This is a genomic window from Alteromonas sp. ISO5, from assembly GCF_058105165.1.
On the sequence record NZ_CM176572.1, the window covers coordinates 5,193,796 to 5,209,429 of the forward strand.

Sequence of the window (15,634 nt, forward strand, 5' to 3'; positions counted from 1 at the left end):
TCGGGCTAGGGCATTAACCGCTGGGTCTTCCAGCTGTTATCAGCCTGTTTGGTATACTCGAAGCGGTCGTGCAAGCGGTCTTCACCGCCCTGCCAGAATTCAATTTGATGGGGAATCACTTTGAAACCGCCCCAAAAATCCGGCAAGGGGATTTCCTTTTTAGCGAACTTTTCTTTCATCTGATGAAACTGTGTCATCAGCAGTTCGCGGCTGGAGATAGGCTGGCTCTGCTGGGACACCCAGGCAGCCAACTGTGAATCTTTCGGTCGGGATAAAAAATATTTAGCGTTTTGCGCCGTGGTAAGTTTTTGTGCGGTGCCACAGATACGCACCTGACGCTCCATAAAAAACCAGGGAAAATGCAACGAAATACGAGGATTGTCACGCAGTTCTTTAGCCTTACGACTGCCCAGGTTGGTATAAAACACAAACCCTTCCTGGTCGTAATCTTTCAGCAAGACAATGCGTTGCGACGGCTGACCTTCGGCATCAACCGTAGCGACAGTCATGGCAGTAGGATCCGGGATCCCCGCATCAATTGCGGCGCCCAGCCACTGTTTAAACAAGTCTACCGGATGGTCGGTTAAATCACTATCGGTTAAATGCCCCTGACTGTACTGACGACGCATATCAGCGATACTCATATTCACTACCTGCTTAATTAATCTTCACCATAGCCTAAAGAACGCAGAGCCCGTTCATCGTCGGCCCAACCGGATTTCACTTTCACCCACAGTTCCAGGAAAACCTTATTATCGAACAACCGCTCCATATCCAGCCGCGCCTGTTCGCCTATGGTTTTTAAGTGCTTACCGCCTTTTCCGATCACCATGCGTTTTTGAGTTTCACGCTCAACGAGGATCAGACCGTTAATTCGGTAAACGCCATTTTCGCCCAGCTTAAACTGCTCAATTTCAACCGTGGTTGAATAGGGCAGCTCATCACCGGTATAGCGCATCAGCTTTTCACGGATAATTTCGGCAGCCATAAAACGGCTCGAACGGTCGGTAATATAGTCTTCAGGGAAATAAAACTCACTGGCTGGCTGGCGCTGACGAACTAACTCACGCAGCACCTCTACCTGTTTGCCCTGCTTGGCACTAAGTGGAATAATTTCATCAAACTGGTGCTTTTGCGCCAACACCTGTAAATGGGCTATAAGGGCCTCGGGATCGGCCACTTTATCCTGTTTGTTTACCACCAGAATACAAGGCAAACCGGATTGCTGCACGCGGCTTAGTACCAACTCATCATCGCTGGTCCAGCGGGTACCTTCCACAACAAACAGGATAAGGCTCACTTCGCCCAGTGAACTGGTTGCCGCGCGGTTCATTAAACGGTTGATGGCACGCTTCTCTTCACTGTGTAAGCCCGGCGTGTCCACATACACAGTTTGACAATCCGCTTCGGTATCAATCCCTAAAATCCGGTGTCGGGTGGTTTGCGGCTTACGGGAGGTAATACTTACTTTTTGCCCGAGTAAACGGTTTAACAGCGTGGACTTGCCCACATTTGGTCGACCAACAATGGCAACCAGGCCGCAGCGGGTTTTAGGTTCTGGGATGTCTGGCAACTGCTGGTCAGTCATTGTCTAATTTCTCCAGCGCGTTCCGTGCGGCTTGTTGTTCGGCCTTTCGCCGACTTGTTCCCGTTCCTTTCATAGGCTTGCCCAGCGTTTCTATCTGGCAGTGCACCACAAAAGTCTGGTCATGATCCTTGCCGCTGATATCGACCACTTCATAAACTGGTAACGGCAGCTTTCGGGACTGTAAAAACTCCTGCAGACGGGTTTTAGCGTCTTTAGGATGTTCGTTCGGATCGAGCTTATCGATGCGGCTTTGCCACAAGCGCAGAATGACTTCTGTGGTGGTTTCCAGGCCAGCTTCAAGATAGATGGCTCCAAGGATGGCTTCCATAGCATCAGCAATAATAGAACTGCGTCGATGACCGCCACTTTTAAGCTCGCCCGGACCCAGCATCAATAACCCTCCAACGTCGGCCTCACGGCCAAGCTCGGCCAGCGTATCGCCTTTTACCAGTGTGGAGCGCATGCGGGTTAGTTTGCCCTCAGGCACGGTTGGAAAGCGCTTAAACAGCGCCTGCGCCACTACCATCCCCAGTACGGCGTCGCCCAGAAACTCCAGGCGTTCGTTATGTTGCTTAGCAGCACTGCGATGGGTCAAAGCCTGTTGGAGTAACTCATCATTACTAAACTGGTAGCCAAGTCGCTCGGACAATCTGGCATAGCGATCGATTCCGATCATTATTGAATGCCACCTACCCGGCTAAAGCGAACACCTGACGGTACCCATGAAGGTAACCAGCTGTCAGACGCGCGCTCAAATTCAAAACTAATCCAGATAGCCACTGCTTTACCCACCAGGTTTTCATCCGGAACAAAGCCCCAGTAACGGCTGTCCCGGCTGTTATCGCGGTTATCACCCAGCACAAAGTACTGATTGTCAGGCACAATCCATTCGTTCATTTTGGTGCCAGGCTGAGTATAAAAGTTAGATGGATGCGCCTCTGAGATAGGATGCTGCAGAATGTCGTGTTCCACGTCACCGAGGGTCTCGGTGATACGTTTAAGCGGCGCCAGATTTTGCACAAACTCGCCACCGCTGACGAACGCCTGAGGCATTGCCTTAAATTCCGCACAATTCTGGCCGTTATCACAGGCTGGCTTAATGAATATTTGTTTATTGCGATAAATAACGGTATCGCCTGGTAATCCAACCACACGTTTAATATAGTCTATGGAGGGATCTTCAGGAAACTTGAAGACTATAACATCACCACGCTCGGGCGTGCCGGTTTCAATAAATTTATGTCGGAACACCGGGTCTTTAAGACCGTAGGCATACTTTTCAACCAGAATAAAATCCCCCACCAACAGGGTCGGCATCATTGAACCTGATGGGATCTGGAATGGTTCATACAAGAACGACCGAAGAACCAGCACAAAAGCGATTACCGGGAAAATTTGTTGTGCCGTATCTACAATATACGGCAACTTTTCCTCTGGCGGCAAGGCCGATTCGCCATTTCCCGAGAGTGCCATACCGCGAGCCTTCCTCTTAGGCGCAAACGCCAATGCGTCCACCAGCCAGATTAATCCCGACCCCAGAGTCAACACCACCAACAAAATTGAAAAATAATTTGCCATTACTTAGATACCTTAAGTATTGCAAGGAATGCGTCCTGCGGAAGTTCCACATTACCCACCTGCTTCATCCGTTTCTTACCTTCCTTTTGCTTCTGCAACAGCTTCTTCTTACGACTTACGTCACCGCCATAACATTTAGCAATAACGTTTTTACGTAACTGTTTCACCGTGCTTCGGGCAATAATATGGTTACCAATGGTGGCCTGGATAGCAATATCAAACATCTGACGTGGGATTAGCTCACGGAGCTTTTCAACCAGATCCCGGCCCCGGTACTGCGCATTATCTCGGTGAGTAATCACTGCCAGGGCATCCACCCGTTCACCGTTGATCAGAATGTCCAGACGCACCATGTCTGAGCTGACAAACTTCTTAAAGTTATAATCCAGCGAGGCGAAACCACGACTGGTCGACTTTAAGCGGTCGAAAAAGTCCAGCACTACCTCTGCCATCGGCAACTCGTAGGTTACCGCAACCTGTTTGCCGTGATAACTCATGTTGACCTGATTACCGCGCTTTTCAACGCACAACGTAATAACACTACCGAGGTATTCCTGGGGAACCAGAATATTGGCTTCTACGATCGGCTCACGAATTTCTTCAATATCATTCACTGCTGGTAACTTGGAGGGGTTATCCACCTGCATAACAGTGCCATCGGTTTTAAGTACTTCGTAGTTTACGGTTGGCGCAGTCGTGATGAGGTCAAGATCGTATTCACGCTCCAGGCGCTCCTGAATGATTTCCATATGCAGCATGCCGAGAAAGCCGACGCGGAAACCAAAGCCCAATGCCGCGGAGCTTTCCGGCTCGTAGAACAATGAGGCATCGTTAAGGCTTAGTTTCGCCAGCGCATCACGAAAATCTTCGTAGTCGTCAGAGCTTACCGGGAACAAGCCGGCATAAACCTGCGGCTTAACCTTTTTAAAACCAGGTAACATCTTCTCGGCAGGCGCTTTGGCGGTAGTAATGGTATCGCCTACCGGCGCACCATGAATTTCTTTAATACCGGCAATAATGAACCCTACCTCACCGGCTCGCAACACTTTACGCTCCAGTGGTTTAGGGGTAAACACACCAATTTTATCGGCCTGATGCACCTGCCCGTTCGACATGATCTGAATCTTGTCTTTAACGTTCAACTCACCTTCAACGATGCGCACCAGTGACACCACCCCCTGGTAGTTATCAAACCAGGAATCAACGATCAGCGCTTTCAGCGGTGCATCAATGTCGCCTTCCGGCGGTGGGATCTGCTTTACAATCACTTCCAGCACATCTTCAATACCAATACCGGTTTTCGCCGAACATCGCACGGCTTCCACGGCATCGATGCCAATAATATCTTCAATTTCTTCGGCTACCCGCTCAGGCTCAGCCTGCGGTAAGTCAATTTTGTTCAGGATCGGCACCACTTCCATGTCCATATCGATAGCGGTGTAACAGTTAGCTACGGTCTGGGCTTCAACGCCCTGTCCGGCATCAACCACCAACAGCGCCCCTTCACAGGCCGCGAGGGACCGGGAAACCTCGTAACTGAAGTCGACGTGGCCGGGGGTATCGATAAAGTTAAGCTGGTAAGTTTCACCATCTTGGGCTTTATAATCGAGCGTTACGCTCTGCGCTTTAATGGTAATTCCCCGCTCTCTTTCCAGATCCATGGAGTCAAGAACCTGTGCTGCCATTTCACGTTCGGTTAATCCACCACAATGTTGGATCAAACGGTCTGATAACGTCGACTTACCATGATCAATGTGCGCAATAATAGAGAAGTTGCGAATGTGCGTATGCTGCATAATGCTTGGAAATTACCTGCAAATTGTTACGTTTAAACGTCTGGCGGGTGATAAACGATTACAATGACGTGTTCGGCCAGACACCTTCAAGGGTGCGGATTTTACCTACTTATTGGACTAAAAGCGAATATCACAGCAACAAATCGTCGCCGTTGCCTGCAAACAACTGACCGCCCCGATTAAACCGGTTGTGCTTTGTCGTCGACCCGACTGACAATAACCGGCTCAAAGCGGGCAGTTTTGGCCTGCGCCATATACCGCGCGACCAACCGCACACTGCCGCCTGAGAACAGTATAGCCACAGCGAATACTGCCAATTCGTGCCAGTTTGTCAGTTGATTCAATCCAATCACGCCACCAATCAGGGTAACCAGAGGCACGATATAAACCAGCCAGGAAGCCAGCAGGACTTTTTGTTCAGGGATCCCGATCACCACCACATCGCCGGTCTTAACCGGCAATGGACTGCGCAGGGTCAATGTTTGCTGGCGGGGCGTGAACGCCTTGGCTACGGCGCTGGTGCCGCAATCGGCACTGACCTGACACTGACTGCAGCCAGTCTTCACCGACGCGCTGACCGTAATTAAATCGTCTTCCACACCAATGACCGTTGCCGTTTCAGTAATCACGTTACTCTCCGGCCGCACCAATCGAATGGGCAATTTCGTAGGCAGTTTGAGGCGGGATCTTGCCAATGATAGTGATTTGCACCTGACCATTCGTTAACGATAAAAACGTGTTGGTTGAATGGCGCAGCACCACGTCAGAGTCGAGTGAATCCTGGGCCGGTTGCACATAAACCGATACATCTACCATGCCATCACTGAACAGTTTGTATTCTACCACCTGACCAGTCATGGCCAGGCGCCGGGTTTCTCGCTTGATTTCATCCATTCCCACCGGCAAAAATTTCACTTCCCACTGGTGCTGACGGGGTTTTGGCGTCATGGCAACTGCGCCAGGCAGGGCTTGCGGGTTAATTCGGGAAAAATACGGTGCCGGTTGCTCGCTGACATTCACGGCAGTCACCTGGATTTGCTCCAGCAACGACCCCTGCAAATCAACCATATCCATCTTTAACAACATGCCAGTTTCTTCGTCGAGCCATACCTGATAGTTGTAACGCTTGTTATCGCGACTGACAATGCGCAACTGCTGCGCAGCCCGACCGGAAACCCGGGTGCGGCCGATAGTAATAAACTGATAAGCATCGGTCAGTGCTGCCGGGTCATACAACAAATCGCTTGGCAGCGGCCCACTGATAGCGCTGGCGTATATGCTGTAAGGCTGTACATCCGGCTCGAACACGCTGACCACGTTACCAAGCCGGATCATTTCCTGACCTGGTCCGTTTTGCAGATTGAGTTGCTCTGCTTCCAGGCCATCTTCCAACACGGCATGTCGCCACAAGTATGGCGTCATTTCCTGACCGGCTCTGGTGAGCACAAACGACACTTCAAAATTGGACTTGCGGTTTATTTCCGCTAAGCGTTCCAGCCATTCTAAACCGCTTAGGTTTTGACGTGGAACATCAGCGAGATCAAGATTTGGCTCGGTTATCTTTTCAGGCTCGCTTTGCGAGCCTTCCTGAGCCTGAATGACCGCAGGCGCGGCAGAAATTAAGGTAGTTAGAAACAACAAACGCACTGCCCGGGCAGTGCGTTGCTTTACGTCAATGAATGCTTGCATAGTAGTTAAGGCTGATTAGGCTCAGATTCCGTTGCCTGTTGTGACTGTTCTTCTGCCTGTTTAAGTTTTAGCTGCTGCTCATGATCGGCTAGCAATGCATTAATCTGGCGGCGCTTCTGCAACAGTGCGTCGGTATCGCCTGAGCGATTGTTAGGTACCATATTGCTTTGTTCAAGGCTCACCGGTGCCATGCCCGTTTGTGGCATACCAGGGATTACAGGAGTCTGGAACGTTGTAAATGGCTCTTCCGCAGCTGGTTGCTGATTGACCTGCTGCACGCCCAGGATTACCGCAGCAGCCACGGACGCTGCCACAGCCAGTTGTCCGGACTGACGGAGGAATGGTACTACCTTATTCACCACTGGCAGCGACTTCCATCTGGACTTCGGTGCTAACACTGTTGCCTCTTGCTCCAGCGCGGCTGCAACCTGGGCAGTAATATCGAATTCCGGCATCACCGACGCTTCTTTACGTAAGCCACTACGAATTACATGGTAGCTACGCCATTTTGCCAGTGATTCACTATCGTTTTTAATGCTGTCAACAAACCAGCTGTCATCGAGTTCGCCGTCCATAAAAGCCGATAATTTTTCGTGTTGCTGCGTCATAAAGTACTTTTCCTGGTTACGCCTTAATTACTGTTCATCGTTATAAGGCAACCTTGTCATATTCTACTGTACCCGATCCTGACCCTAAAGCTCAATATCAGGTTTCCAGTAATGGTTGAATGACCTTATCAATAGCTTCCCGTGCTCTGAATATCCTGGAACGTACTGTTCCTACAGGACAAGCCATTACATTGGCAATTTCTTCGTAACTCAGCCCCTCTATTTCCCGCAAGGTAATTGCCATTCGTAAATCATCTGGCAATTTTTCCATGGCTCGAAACAAAGTCGCCTCTAATTCGTCCGACAGAACGCTACGTTCGGGAGATGAATGCTCCTTCAGTGCATCACTGCCATCATAATAGTCCGCTTCTTCAGCATCGACATCATTGGCGGGCGGCTTACGCCCGATAGCCACCAAATAATTTTTGGCGCTGTTCACGGCTATACGATATAACCAAGTGTAAAATGCGCTGTCGCCCCTGAAATTGGGTAACGCACGATACGCTTTAATAAACGCATCCTGCGTGACGTCTGCCACATCCCCGGTGTTTTTCACATAGCGCGAAACCAAATGCATTACTTTATGCTGATAGCGCGTTACCAGCAGATTAAACGCGTTTTTATCGCCTTGCTGAACACGTTCAACCAACTGTTGATCAGTTATTTGCTCGCTCATTCGAGCCATTTCTCCTACCGACTAATTCCCAAATAGCTCATGCAAGCAATTGAGTAGACTTCGCATATTTTAAAAAGTTCGCAAAGAATGTGATCTTTTTTTCTTTTCTCAAGCCAAACACCCAAAATATCGGTAAAATAATTGCCATAAAGACGTTTATTCTTTTACGTTTGCGTCGAGTTTTATTAGACTTTCCGAAAATCACGCATTGTGACCCTTACATTACATGAATTCAAATGCTTCTTCACCTGTAACACCGGAGCAACCTGCTGACGCTAACGTTGAGCACAGTTGTGATGTTTTAATTATCGGTTCTGGCGCGGCGGGCATGAGCCTTGCCCTATCACTGGCCAATTATTGTCGCATTATTCTGCTTAGTAAAAGTGATTGTAACGAAGGTTCCACCCGTTACGCTCAGGGCGGCATTGCAGCGGTGTTTGACGAGCGCGACTCCATTGAGTCCCATGTCCAGGATACACTGGAAGCGGGCGCTTATCTTTGCGATGAAGACGTTGTCCGTTTTACCGCGCAGAATGCCAAAAGCGCCATGGAATGGTTAATCGAGCATGGTGTGCCTTTTGACCAGGAACAGACCGATAACGGCGAAAATCGCTATCACCTCACTCGTGAAGGCGGTCATAGCTTCCGGCGCATCCTGCACGCAGCTGATGCAACCGGCGAAGCCCTGCAAATTACCCTCAACGAAGCAGTATCCCAGCACCCTAACATCCATATTTTTGAGCGTTACAACGCCATTGATATGATCAAAAGTCAGGAAAACCCTAACCGCTGCAAAGGCGTGTATGTGTGGAACCGTAAGCGGGAACAGGTCGAAGTGATCCGCAGCCGGTTTATAACTCTGGCCACCGGTGGAGCCAGCAAGGTTTACCAGTACACCTCGAATCCGGATATTGCCAGTGGTGATGGAATTGCCATGGCGTGGCGGGCGGGGTGCCGGGTCGCCAACATGGAATTTAACCAATTCCACCCTACCTGTTTGTTTCACCCCCAGGCTCGCAATTTTCTGATTACCGAAGCATTGCGAGGCGAAGGCGCCCGTCTGGTTCACGCTGACGGTACGCCATTTATGGAAAAGTTTGATGAACGCAAAGACCTCGCTCCGCGGGATATTGTTGCACGTGCCATCGACTACGAAATGAAACGACTAGGCGCTGACTGCATGTATCTCGACATTAGTCATAAACCCGCCGACTTCATAGTAAAACACTTCCCGAATATTTATCGAAAATGCCGCTCCCTGGGCATCGATATCACCCGCGAGGCCATTCCGGTTGTTCCGGCAGCCCACTACAGTTGCGGCGGTGTCATGACCGATTTAAATGCACGCACCGACCTGGATAACGTTTACGCAGTAGGTGAAGTGGCTTATACCGGTTTACACGGTGCCAACCGTATGGCATCAAATTCACTGCTGGAATGCATCGTATTTGCCCGCTCAGCGGCTGAGCATATTCTTTCCCGACTGGATGAAACGCCGGCTGAAGAATCCATCCTGCCATGGGATGAAAGTAAGGTCAGTGACTCTGACGAAGAGGTTATTATTCAGCATAACTGGCATGAGTTACGCTTGTTTATGTGGGATTACGTGGGCATTGTGCGCACCACCAAACGGCTGGAGAGAGCAATACGCCGGATTAAGTTACTGGAACAGGAAATCAGTGATTACTATTCCAACTTTCGGGTCAGCAATAACTTACTGGAGCTACGTAATCTGGTGACCGTCGCTGAGCTGATAGTCCGCTGCGCCATGCAGCGTCAGGAAAGTCGCGGACTGCATTACAATCAGGATTACCCTGAACGGGCAGAAAATGCTACGCCCTCCATTTTAACTCCCATGCCGTCTAATTCCTCACCGCAACCGGGTGATTTAACCAGCTTCGAACATTAAACACTGGCGGTAGTGCTGTCAGCCAATCTGACCGGTGAAGTAGGTTTCCGCCTGTTCCCGGTCGGTTGAAACCAGCGCGAAATTGGTACTTTCTTCGCTTTGTTCACAGACTAGTAAGGCCTTTGCAGGCACAAACATCGGCCTTTTAAACGCTAATCGCACTGCTTTGCCATTCAGCTCGGCCAGCTTATCCAGCGCGGAAATGGCCTGTGCGCCGCTGTACATGCCATGAACAATTGCCCGTTTAAAACCAAACAGTTTTGCCGTCAGAGTACTTAAGTGAATTGGATTAACATCGCCGGACAGTTTCGCATACCGGCGTACCATAGCGGCATTGAAGGCTAATTCTGTAATGTCTGATGATGTTTCACCTGGCGCGGTAATGTCACTCTCGTAGGCGGGCAACGGGCCAGGCTTCAATGAGGTTTGCATCAGATACGTGCCGGTTGCGCTATATACTCGCTGGCCGCGCTGATTGCCGGTAACAGTAACGTCTACGGCCAAACCACGGCGATGCTGATAGACGGTGCCAAACCGGGCCACCAACTCGCAAGGGATATCTGTGCGGCATTCGGCATACTCATCTACGCGGTTCTGCAAGTGCACCAGTCCCAGTAGTTTGAACGGGCTTTTGCCATGGGTCAGCAAACGCAACTGCAACGAAAGACCGCGCACCTGCCAGTAGAACGGATGCATCCTGACCGGGTTTCCCCAAGCCACTAATTTACAGTATTTTTGGTAGTGACGTGCACTGGGTAAGAAGGTCTGCCATAACACCGGGGCACGTTGCAAGCCTTCCAGTGATGACGGCGTAATATCAGCGGCTTTTTTAAACCCAGCCCGCAAATAAAGTCCTAACATTCAAAGTTGTCCTTGCCTAAACACAATCCTGGCGAGTCGGCGGAAATCCTCGTCCTGAACCTGCCAGGGGAAAAGCCAGCAGGATTCAAACCGCTGCGACTGCTTAAAGTACCGTACCAAATACAATGCCCCCGGAAGCAGCTTTGAGCGCGGGCTGATTTGCCAGTTGCCAGGGTTATCCTGACAGCCGTCGATAACCGTATACCCTTCACCGGCTTCATCGACAATCCAGGATTGTGGGTAAAGTTCGCCGTTCAGAGGCCAGAACATTACCAGGCATAAACTGACACATCCACTAACCATCGCCCACCAGAGCGTAGTAGTTAACACTATGATAATCACTGCCGCCACGCTGGCCAGCACCCATCGAAACACTGACTGGCGCACCGGCGGTTGCAGAATAACGCTATACTTTGACCCGGTTAACAATTGTATCGACCATCCTGGCCAGTTCAGGATCCTGACAGGCCTGATGGCCCATAAACCAGGCAAACAGATCCGGGTCGTCACAGGTCAGTAACCGTTCAAAGGTTTCCTTGTCCTGTTCAGACAGATCGTTAAACGCTTCTTCAACAAATGGCTGTAACAGTACATCCAGCTCCAGCATGCCGCGGCGGCAGGCCCATTTCAATCGTGCATAACGTTTTGCAGTAAACATAACCGGTTGATTGTATGAAATAGTCATGGTGGCAAATATAACACGGTTAGAGACAGGTTGATACTGGCCAGAAGGCGCCACTTTACAAGATAGGGATTGTACTACCGTTTACCCAAGGGTCAGTATTGGCGCGCTATCCAGTGGCTATTATCCGGCCCGTGGCGCGAGACTTGACCGACTCGGAACAACAAGTAACCACCCCCTTGATCTTCTGGCCGGTGCCCCTCATATACACCAGCAGATTAGTTAAAACATCAGGCGTTAATATCACTATGCAATCGTACTCCCCACTCCCCCCTAAACTGGATGCTTTTCCCGATAATTTAGTCGTGGCTTTACCATCGATGGCCTGTGTGGGTGTCAGTGGCGATGATGCCAAAACCTTTCTGCATAGTCAGTTGACCATTGATGTGAATAAGATGACTGAGGCAACCGTGCGACGCAGCGCACACTGTGATTTTAAAGGCAAAAGCTGGAGCGTCAGCCTGGTGGCCAATGGCGCCTCTGCCCTGTATCTGATTGCAGGCAGTACCGCGGTTGACGCATCGGTTGAGCAGCTTAAAAAATACGGCGTATTTTCAAAGATTGATATAACTTCAGAAACAGAAAACTTTGATTTTTACCTGCTACGGGGAAAGCAAACCACTGCGCTACTGGAAAGCGATTTTGCAACCTTGCCTGATAGTCCGATGTCCATGGTCGAGTCTGATTCAGGCTTCTGTATCGCGTTGGATTATCCCGTTGATACCGTCCTGCTTGCCCTGAACAAAGATGCTTCAGCAGCATTCGTCCAGGCAGCTAGTGGTGCTAAATTCCCCCTGTTCGAAGAAACGGCGGCCACAGCACTCGACATTGCCAGCGGCATCCCCGCACTGACCAGCGAAGAACAGATTAATCAGTACGTACCACAGATGATGAACCTGCAGGCACTGAACGCTATCGACTTTAACAAGGGCTGCTACATGGGCCAGGAAGTGGTTGCCCGTACCCGTTATCTGGGCAGAAACAAGCGGGCCGCGATGATATTTAAGTTGCCCGAGGCTTGTGATGAGATTGAAACTGCCAAACTTGAAAAGCAGGCCGGCGAGCACTGGCGCTCGGGGGGCACCATTCTGCGTGCGGCGGTGCTGGGTGAGGAAACCTGGCTGCTGGCCGTGGTTAATAACACCACCAGCCCCGAAGATAGCTTCAGACTGTCAACTAATCCGGCATTGGAGTTGATTCATTGTGACTTGCCGTATACGCTCTAAATAAGGCGCACGGCGTATATTTATTTTTACAACCTCCGAAAAGGCAGAGATTATGCAGATTTCGCAAAACAGTGTAGTAACCCTGCACTACACCGTAAGCACCGAAGATGGTACCGAACTCGATTCATCCACCGGTGGAGAGCCATTATCCGCACTGCTTGGCAGTCGTTTTTTAATCAGTGGTCTTGAAGAGGCCCTGCAGGGTAAAGCCGCCGGTGAAAAATTTGATGTCACCGTTGCTCCGGAGAAAGCCTATGGTGAACGTCTTGATCATCTGGTGCAGGCAGTACCCGCCTCGATGTTTGATGGTATGGAAGTCGAACCGGGCATGCAATTTCGCGCGACCACCGACGCCGGCGAGCAGTCGGTAATTGTGATTGAGAAAACAGATGACGAAGTGATCATCGACGGTAATCACCCACTGGCAGGTATCGCTTTATCTTTTGAAGTGGAAGTGCTCGATGTCCGTGAGCCCACTGAAGATGAACTGGCCCACGGCCATGTTCACGGCAAAGGTGGCTGCAATCACTAGACAATGCCCGGAGCCGACCTGAAAGGGAAAAAAGCAAAAAGGAGTGCGCAAGCACTCCTTTTTTGTTGGCATTTAACGTCGCGGGATTAAATCGCTTCGTCGCCCTGCTCAGAGGTACGAATACGAATCGCCTCTTCCACAGAATAGATAAAGATTTTACCGTCGCCAATTTTACCGGTTTTGGCCGATTTCAGAATGGTTTCTACGGCCAGCTCCACCCGCTCATCATCAAGCACGATTTCAATTTTTACTTTTGGTAAAAAGTCGACCTGGTATTCAGCTCCCCGGTACAACTCGGTATGGCCTTTCTGACGCCCAAAGCCTTTGACTTCGGTTACCGTCATGCCGGCAATACCCACATCGGCAAGCGCTTCTCTAACGTCGTCGAGTTTAAACGGCTTAACGATTGCTTCAATTTTTTTCATCGTCGTTTACTCATCGTAAATAGTAGGAATGGGTACACGTTTATGTTGTGTACGTTTATAAATATACAGTAACTTTTCAGAGACTTCCGCTGCAACCGGTTTATTTTCGAGAAAATCATCAATCTGGTCGTAAGTCAGTCCTAATGCCTGTTCATCGGCTTTCTGTGGCGATAAGGTTTCCAGGTCGGCGGTTGGCGCCTTATGAATAATTTTTGCCGGCGCCCCCAGATGCTCAGCTACCTGACGAACCTGACGTTTACTTAAGCCAAACAACGGCGCTAAATCACAGGCTCCATCACCGTACTTGGTGTAAAAGCCGGTAATATTTTCAGCAGAATGGTCGGTACCCAGCACCAGTCCGTCAACCATACCAGCGATTTCATACTGAATAACCATTCGGGTACGGGCTTTAACGTTACCTTTTACAAAGTCCTGCTTGCTCTCATCGGCTGGCAACAGACCCGCCGCGGTTAATGCCGAACACGTTTCCTGGTGAGTCGCATCTGCCCCGGGCTGCACATTCACTGCAATAGACCGGGTAGGTTGAATAAAATCAATGGACGACTGGGCGTCTTCTTCGTCAGCCTGCACGTTGTAAGGCAAACGTACCGCCACAAACTGGTACTTTTCATGATGCTCCTGATTGAGCTCATCGATAGCCAGTTGTGCCAGTCGCCCCAGTGTGCAGGAATCGATCCCGCCACTGATGCCAAGTACCAGGGCATTCATCCCCGACTGCTTGAGTTGTTGCTTAATAAACCCTACCCGTCGGGTAACTTCGTAGGCCACGTCAATCGTGGGCAATACTTTCATTTCCTCAATAACCGCTTGTTTATCCATTAGATAATCCAGAGTTCTCTATAACTTGTATACAGTCTACGTTAAAAAGCGCCATGTTGTCAGCAGGCTTTATACCAACCACCAGTGTTAACCCACATTGTGATGTCGAATCACCCGTACAGCGATACTTAGGTGTTTATTTTCATAAACAATAGATCCGGTTGTACGTTAAACTACAGTGAGAATCAACTGTATGAAGATGCTTTCTATGCGACACTCAGGCTATACACTGATCGAACTTATGGTGACCGTTGCTGTGCTAAGTATTATTGCTGGCGTGGTGGTGCCTGGCGCCCGCGGATTCATCAACCATTCTATACTGACCAAAGAGATCAATGAACTTAGCGCACTGACCCGCCTTGCCCGCTTTAAAGCCATGGAAGAGCAAACCGAAGTGGTCGTATGCCCTTCGCAAGATTATACGAACTGTATCAGTAACTGGACTTACCCGAGCATGGCTTTTTATGACATTGACGGCAACGGAAAACGTGGCACAAATGAAACATTACTGAGTTCTACCGAAAAGCTGCATGGCAGTGTTAAAATTAACGCGCCCTCTAAAGCACTTGTATTTGACGTTAGAGGCGGCGCCAATGTCACCACAACGTTCACTATTTGCGATGACACCAGTAAAGCCGATAAGGCGGTTGGCCTGATTATCAATGGCTACGGTAAAATCGCCATTGCCCAGGACTCAGACGACGACGGCATTAATGAGAACCACGCCGGTGCGGCTTTAACCTGCAGTTAAACCGCGTTAGCAAGACCAGCAGTATTCGCTGCTGCCAATACTGCCATCACTATTCTTATCCCAGGCTTTTCGCCCGTCACTGAAGTAATACAAGGTACCATCGCCAGCCTGTGGACTGCCACTGACCGGTACCGCCCGCAACTCATAACTGCTGCCATCTGCACTGACGGCATGAATAGTCAGGGTGTACTTTTTCTTAGCTGTCGGTTCGCTGGAGGGTGAATGCGGCGCAAACACGGCTGGCGTACCAGTATTACTGCCGCCAGTGGCGGCGCCGGCATAACTGAATGTGGTGGCATAATGCCGCTCCATTGCCGAGGCAAAGCTCATCAGATCAGCCTGGGCCGCACTTCGGTTAGTCCTGACCATCATTGACTGGTACGAAGGATAGCCAATAGCGGCAATAATGCCGACAATGACTACGGCAATCATGACTTCGATTAAGGTAAACCCTGACGGCTTGGTCATAACAA

The 15,634-nt window shown here is 50.0% G+C and carries 19 protein-coding genes; 4 read left to right on the plus strand and 15 right to left on the minus strand.

Annotated elements, in window-relative coordinates; translation table 11 throughout:
• Positions 1 to 5: 5 nt before the first annotated feature.
• The 9 genes from pdxH to rpoE form a co-directional block, all read right to left on the minus strand.
• Positions 6 to 644 (minus strand): pyridoxamine 5'-phosphate oxidase, encoded by a 639-nt coding sequence (pdxH, locus tag AC2T0J_RS23545; protein WP_489808131.1) that lies wholly within the window; start codon positions 642 to 644, stop codon positions 6 to 8.
• 17 nt (positions 645 to 661) lie between these two features.
• Entirely contained in the window at positions 662 to 1,588 is a 927-nt protein-coding gene (era, locus tag AC2T0J_RS23550) for a GTPase Era (protein ID WP_489808132.1), read from the minus strand.
• A complete protein-coding gene (gene rnc / locus AC2T0J_RS23555) occupies positions 1,581 to 2,264 on the minus strand; it encodes a ribonuclease III (RefSeq protein ID WP_489808133.1) in 684 nt (227 codons plus the stop codon). Before rnc ends, era begins: the two co-directional genes overlap by 8 nt.
• On the minus strand, positions 2,264 to 3,166 hold the full coding sequence (gene lepB, locus AC2T0J_RS23560; RefSeq protein WP_489808134.1) for a signal peptidase I: 903 nt from the start codon (positions 3,164 to 3,166) through the stop codon (positions 2,264 to 2,266). The genes rnc and lepB overlap by 1 nt, the downstream gene beginning before the upstream one ends.
• Positions 3,166 to 4,962, minus strand: coding sequence for a translation elongation factor 4 (lepA, locus tag AC2T0J_RS23565; protein WP_489808135.1), 1,797 nt, complete (start codon positions 4,960 to 4,962; stop codon positions 3,166 to 3,168). The genes lepB and lepA overlap by 1 nt, the downstream gene beginning before the upstream one ends.
• A 179-nt stretch (positions 4,963 to 5,141) precedes the next feature.
• A complete protein-coding gene (locus AC2T0J_RS23570; protein ID WP_489808136.1) occupies positions 5,142 to 5,591 on the minus strand; it encodes a SoxR reducing system RseC family protein in 450 nt (149 codons plus the stop codon).
• A 1-nt stretch (position 5,592) separates the two neighbouring features.
• On the minus strand, positions 5,593 to 6,651 hold the full coding sequence (locus AC2T0J_RS23575) for a MucB/RseB C-terminal domain-containing protein (RefSeq protein ID WP_489808137.1): 1,059 nt from the start codon (positions 6,649 to 6,651) through the stop codon (positions 5,593 to 5,595).
• A gap of 5 nt (positions 6,652 to 6,656) precedes the next feature.
• Entirely contained in the window at positions 6,657 to 7,259 is a 603-nt protein-coding gene (locus AC2T0J_RS23580; protein ID WP_489808138.1) for a sigma-E factor negative regulatory protein, read from the minus strand.
• A gap of 97 nt (positions 7,260 to 7,356) precedes the next feature.
• Positions 7,357 to 7,935 (minus strand): RNA polymerase sigma factor RpoE, encoded by a 579-nt coding sequence (gene rpoE, locus AC2T0J_RS23585; RefSeq protein WP_489808139.1) that lies wholly within the window; start codon positions 7,933 to 7,935, stop codon positions 7,357 to 7,359.
• A gap of 226 nt (positions 7,936 to 8,161) precedes the next feature.
• Between rpoE and nadB the strand changes: the two genes are divergently transcribed.
• A complete protein-coding gene (nadB, locus tag AC2T0J_RS23590) occupies positions 8,162 to 9,844 on the plus strand; it encodes an L-aspartate oxidase (protein WP_489808140.1) in 1,683 nt (560 codons plus the stop codon).
• An 18-nt stretch (positions 9,845 to 9,862) separates the two neighbouring features.
• On the opposite strand, the gene AC2T0J_RS23595 is transcribed toward nadB, so the two are convergent.
• From AC2T0J_RS23595 to AC2T0J_RS23605, 3 genes are read right to left on the minus strand one after another with little or no spacing between them, the layout of a single operon-like run.
• A complete protein-coding gene (locus AC2T0J_RS23595; RefSeq protein WP_489808141.1) occupies positions 9,863 to 10,705 on the minus strand; it encodes a MaoC family dehydratase in 843 nt (280 codons plus the stop codon).
• On the minus strand, positions 10,706 to 11,080 hold the full coding sequence (locus AC2T0J_RS23600) for a protein YgfX (RefSeq protein WP_489808142.1): 375 nt from the start codon (positions 11,078 to 11,080) through the stop codon (positions 10,706 to 10,708). It lies immediately after the preceding gene.
• A gap of 31 nt (positions 11,081 to 11,111) precedes the next feature.
• Positions 11,112 to 11,363: an FAD assembly factor SdhE gene (locus tag AC2T0J_RS23605; RefSeq protein WP_489808143.1), complete on the minus strand. Its 252-nt coding sequence runs from the start codon at positions 11,361 to 11,363 to the stop codon at positions 11,112 to 11,114.
• Between the two features lie 272 nt (positions 11,364 to 11,635).
• Here AC2T0J_RS23605 and ygfZ point away from each other — a divergent pair, with 272 nt between their 5' ends.
• The gene (gene ygfZ, locus AC2T0J_RS23610; protein WP_489808144.1) at positions 11,636 to 12,613 is read left to right on the plus strand and encodes a CAF17-like 4Fe-4S cluster assembly/insertion protein YgfZ; all 978 of its coding nucleotides are present in this window, start codon (positions 11,636 to 11,638) and stop codon (positions 12,611 to 12,613) included.
• A 52-nt stretch (positions 12,614 to 12,665) separates the two neighbouring features.
• Complete coding sequence (locus AC2T0J_RS23615) at positions 12,666 to 13,145, plus strand: FKBP-type peptidyl-prolyl cis-trans isomerase (RefSeq protein WP_489808145.1); 480 nt, start codon at positions 12,666 to 12,668, stop codon at positions 13,143 to 13,145.
• A gap of 86 nt (positions 13,146 to 13,231) precedes the next feature.
• On the opposite strand, the gene AC2T0J_RS23620 is transcribed toward AC2T0J_RS23615, so the two are convergent.
• Together AC2T0J_RS23620 and nadE are read right to left on the minus strand one after the other, a co-directional pair.
• Entirely contained in the window at positions 13,232 to 13,570 is a 339-nt protein-coding gene (locus AC2T0J_RS23620; protein ID WP_105935614.1) for a P-II family nitrogen regulator, read from the minus strand.
• A gap of 6 nt (positions 13,571 to 13,576) precedes the next feature.
• A complete protein-coding gene (nadE, locus tag AC2T0J_RS23625) occupies positions 13,577 to 14,410 on the minus strand; it encodes an NAD(+) synthase (protein ID WP_489808146.1) in 834 nt (277 codons plus the stop codon).
• A gap of 193 nt (positions 14,411 to 14,603) precedes the next feature.
• Here nadE and AC2T0J_RS23630 point away from each other — a divergent pair, with 193 nt between their 5' ends.
• Positions 14,604 to 15,161 carry a GspH/FimT family pseudopilin gene (locus tag AC2T0J_RS23630; RefSeq protein WP_489808147.1) on the plus strand — a complete coding sequence of 186 codons (558 nt, stop codon included), beginning with the start codon at positions 14,604 to 14,606 and terminating at the stop codon, positions 15,159 to 15,161.
• A 6-nt stretch (positions 15,162 to 15,167) separates the two neighbouring features.
• On the opposite strand, the gene AC2T0J_RS23635 is transcribed toward AC2T0J_RS23630, so the two are convergent.
• The gene (locus tag AC2T0J_RS23635) at positions 15,168 to 15,629 is read right to left on the minus strand and encodes a type IV pilin protein (protein WP_489808148.1); all 462 of its coding nucleotides are present in this window, start codon (positions 15,627 to 15,629) and stop codon (positions 15,168 to 15,170) included.
• Positions 15,630 to 15,634 lie beyond the last annotated feature (5 nt).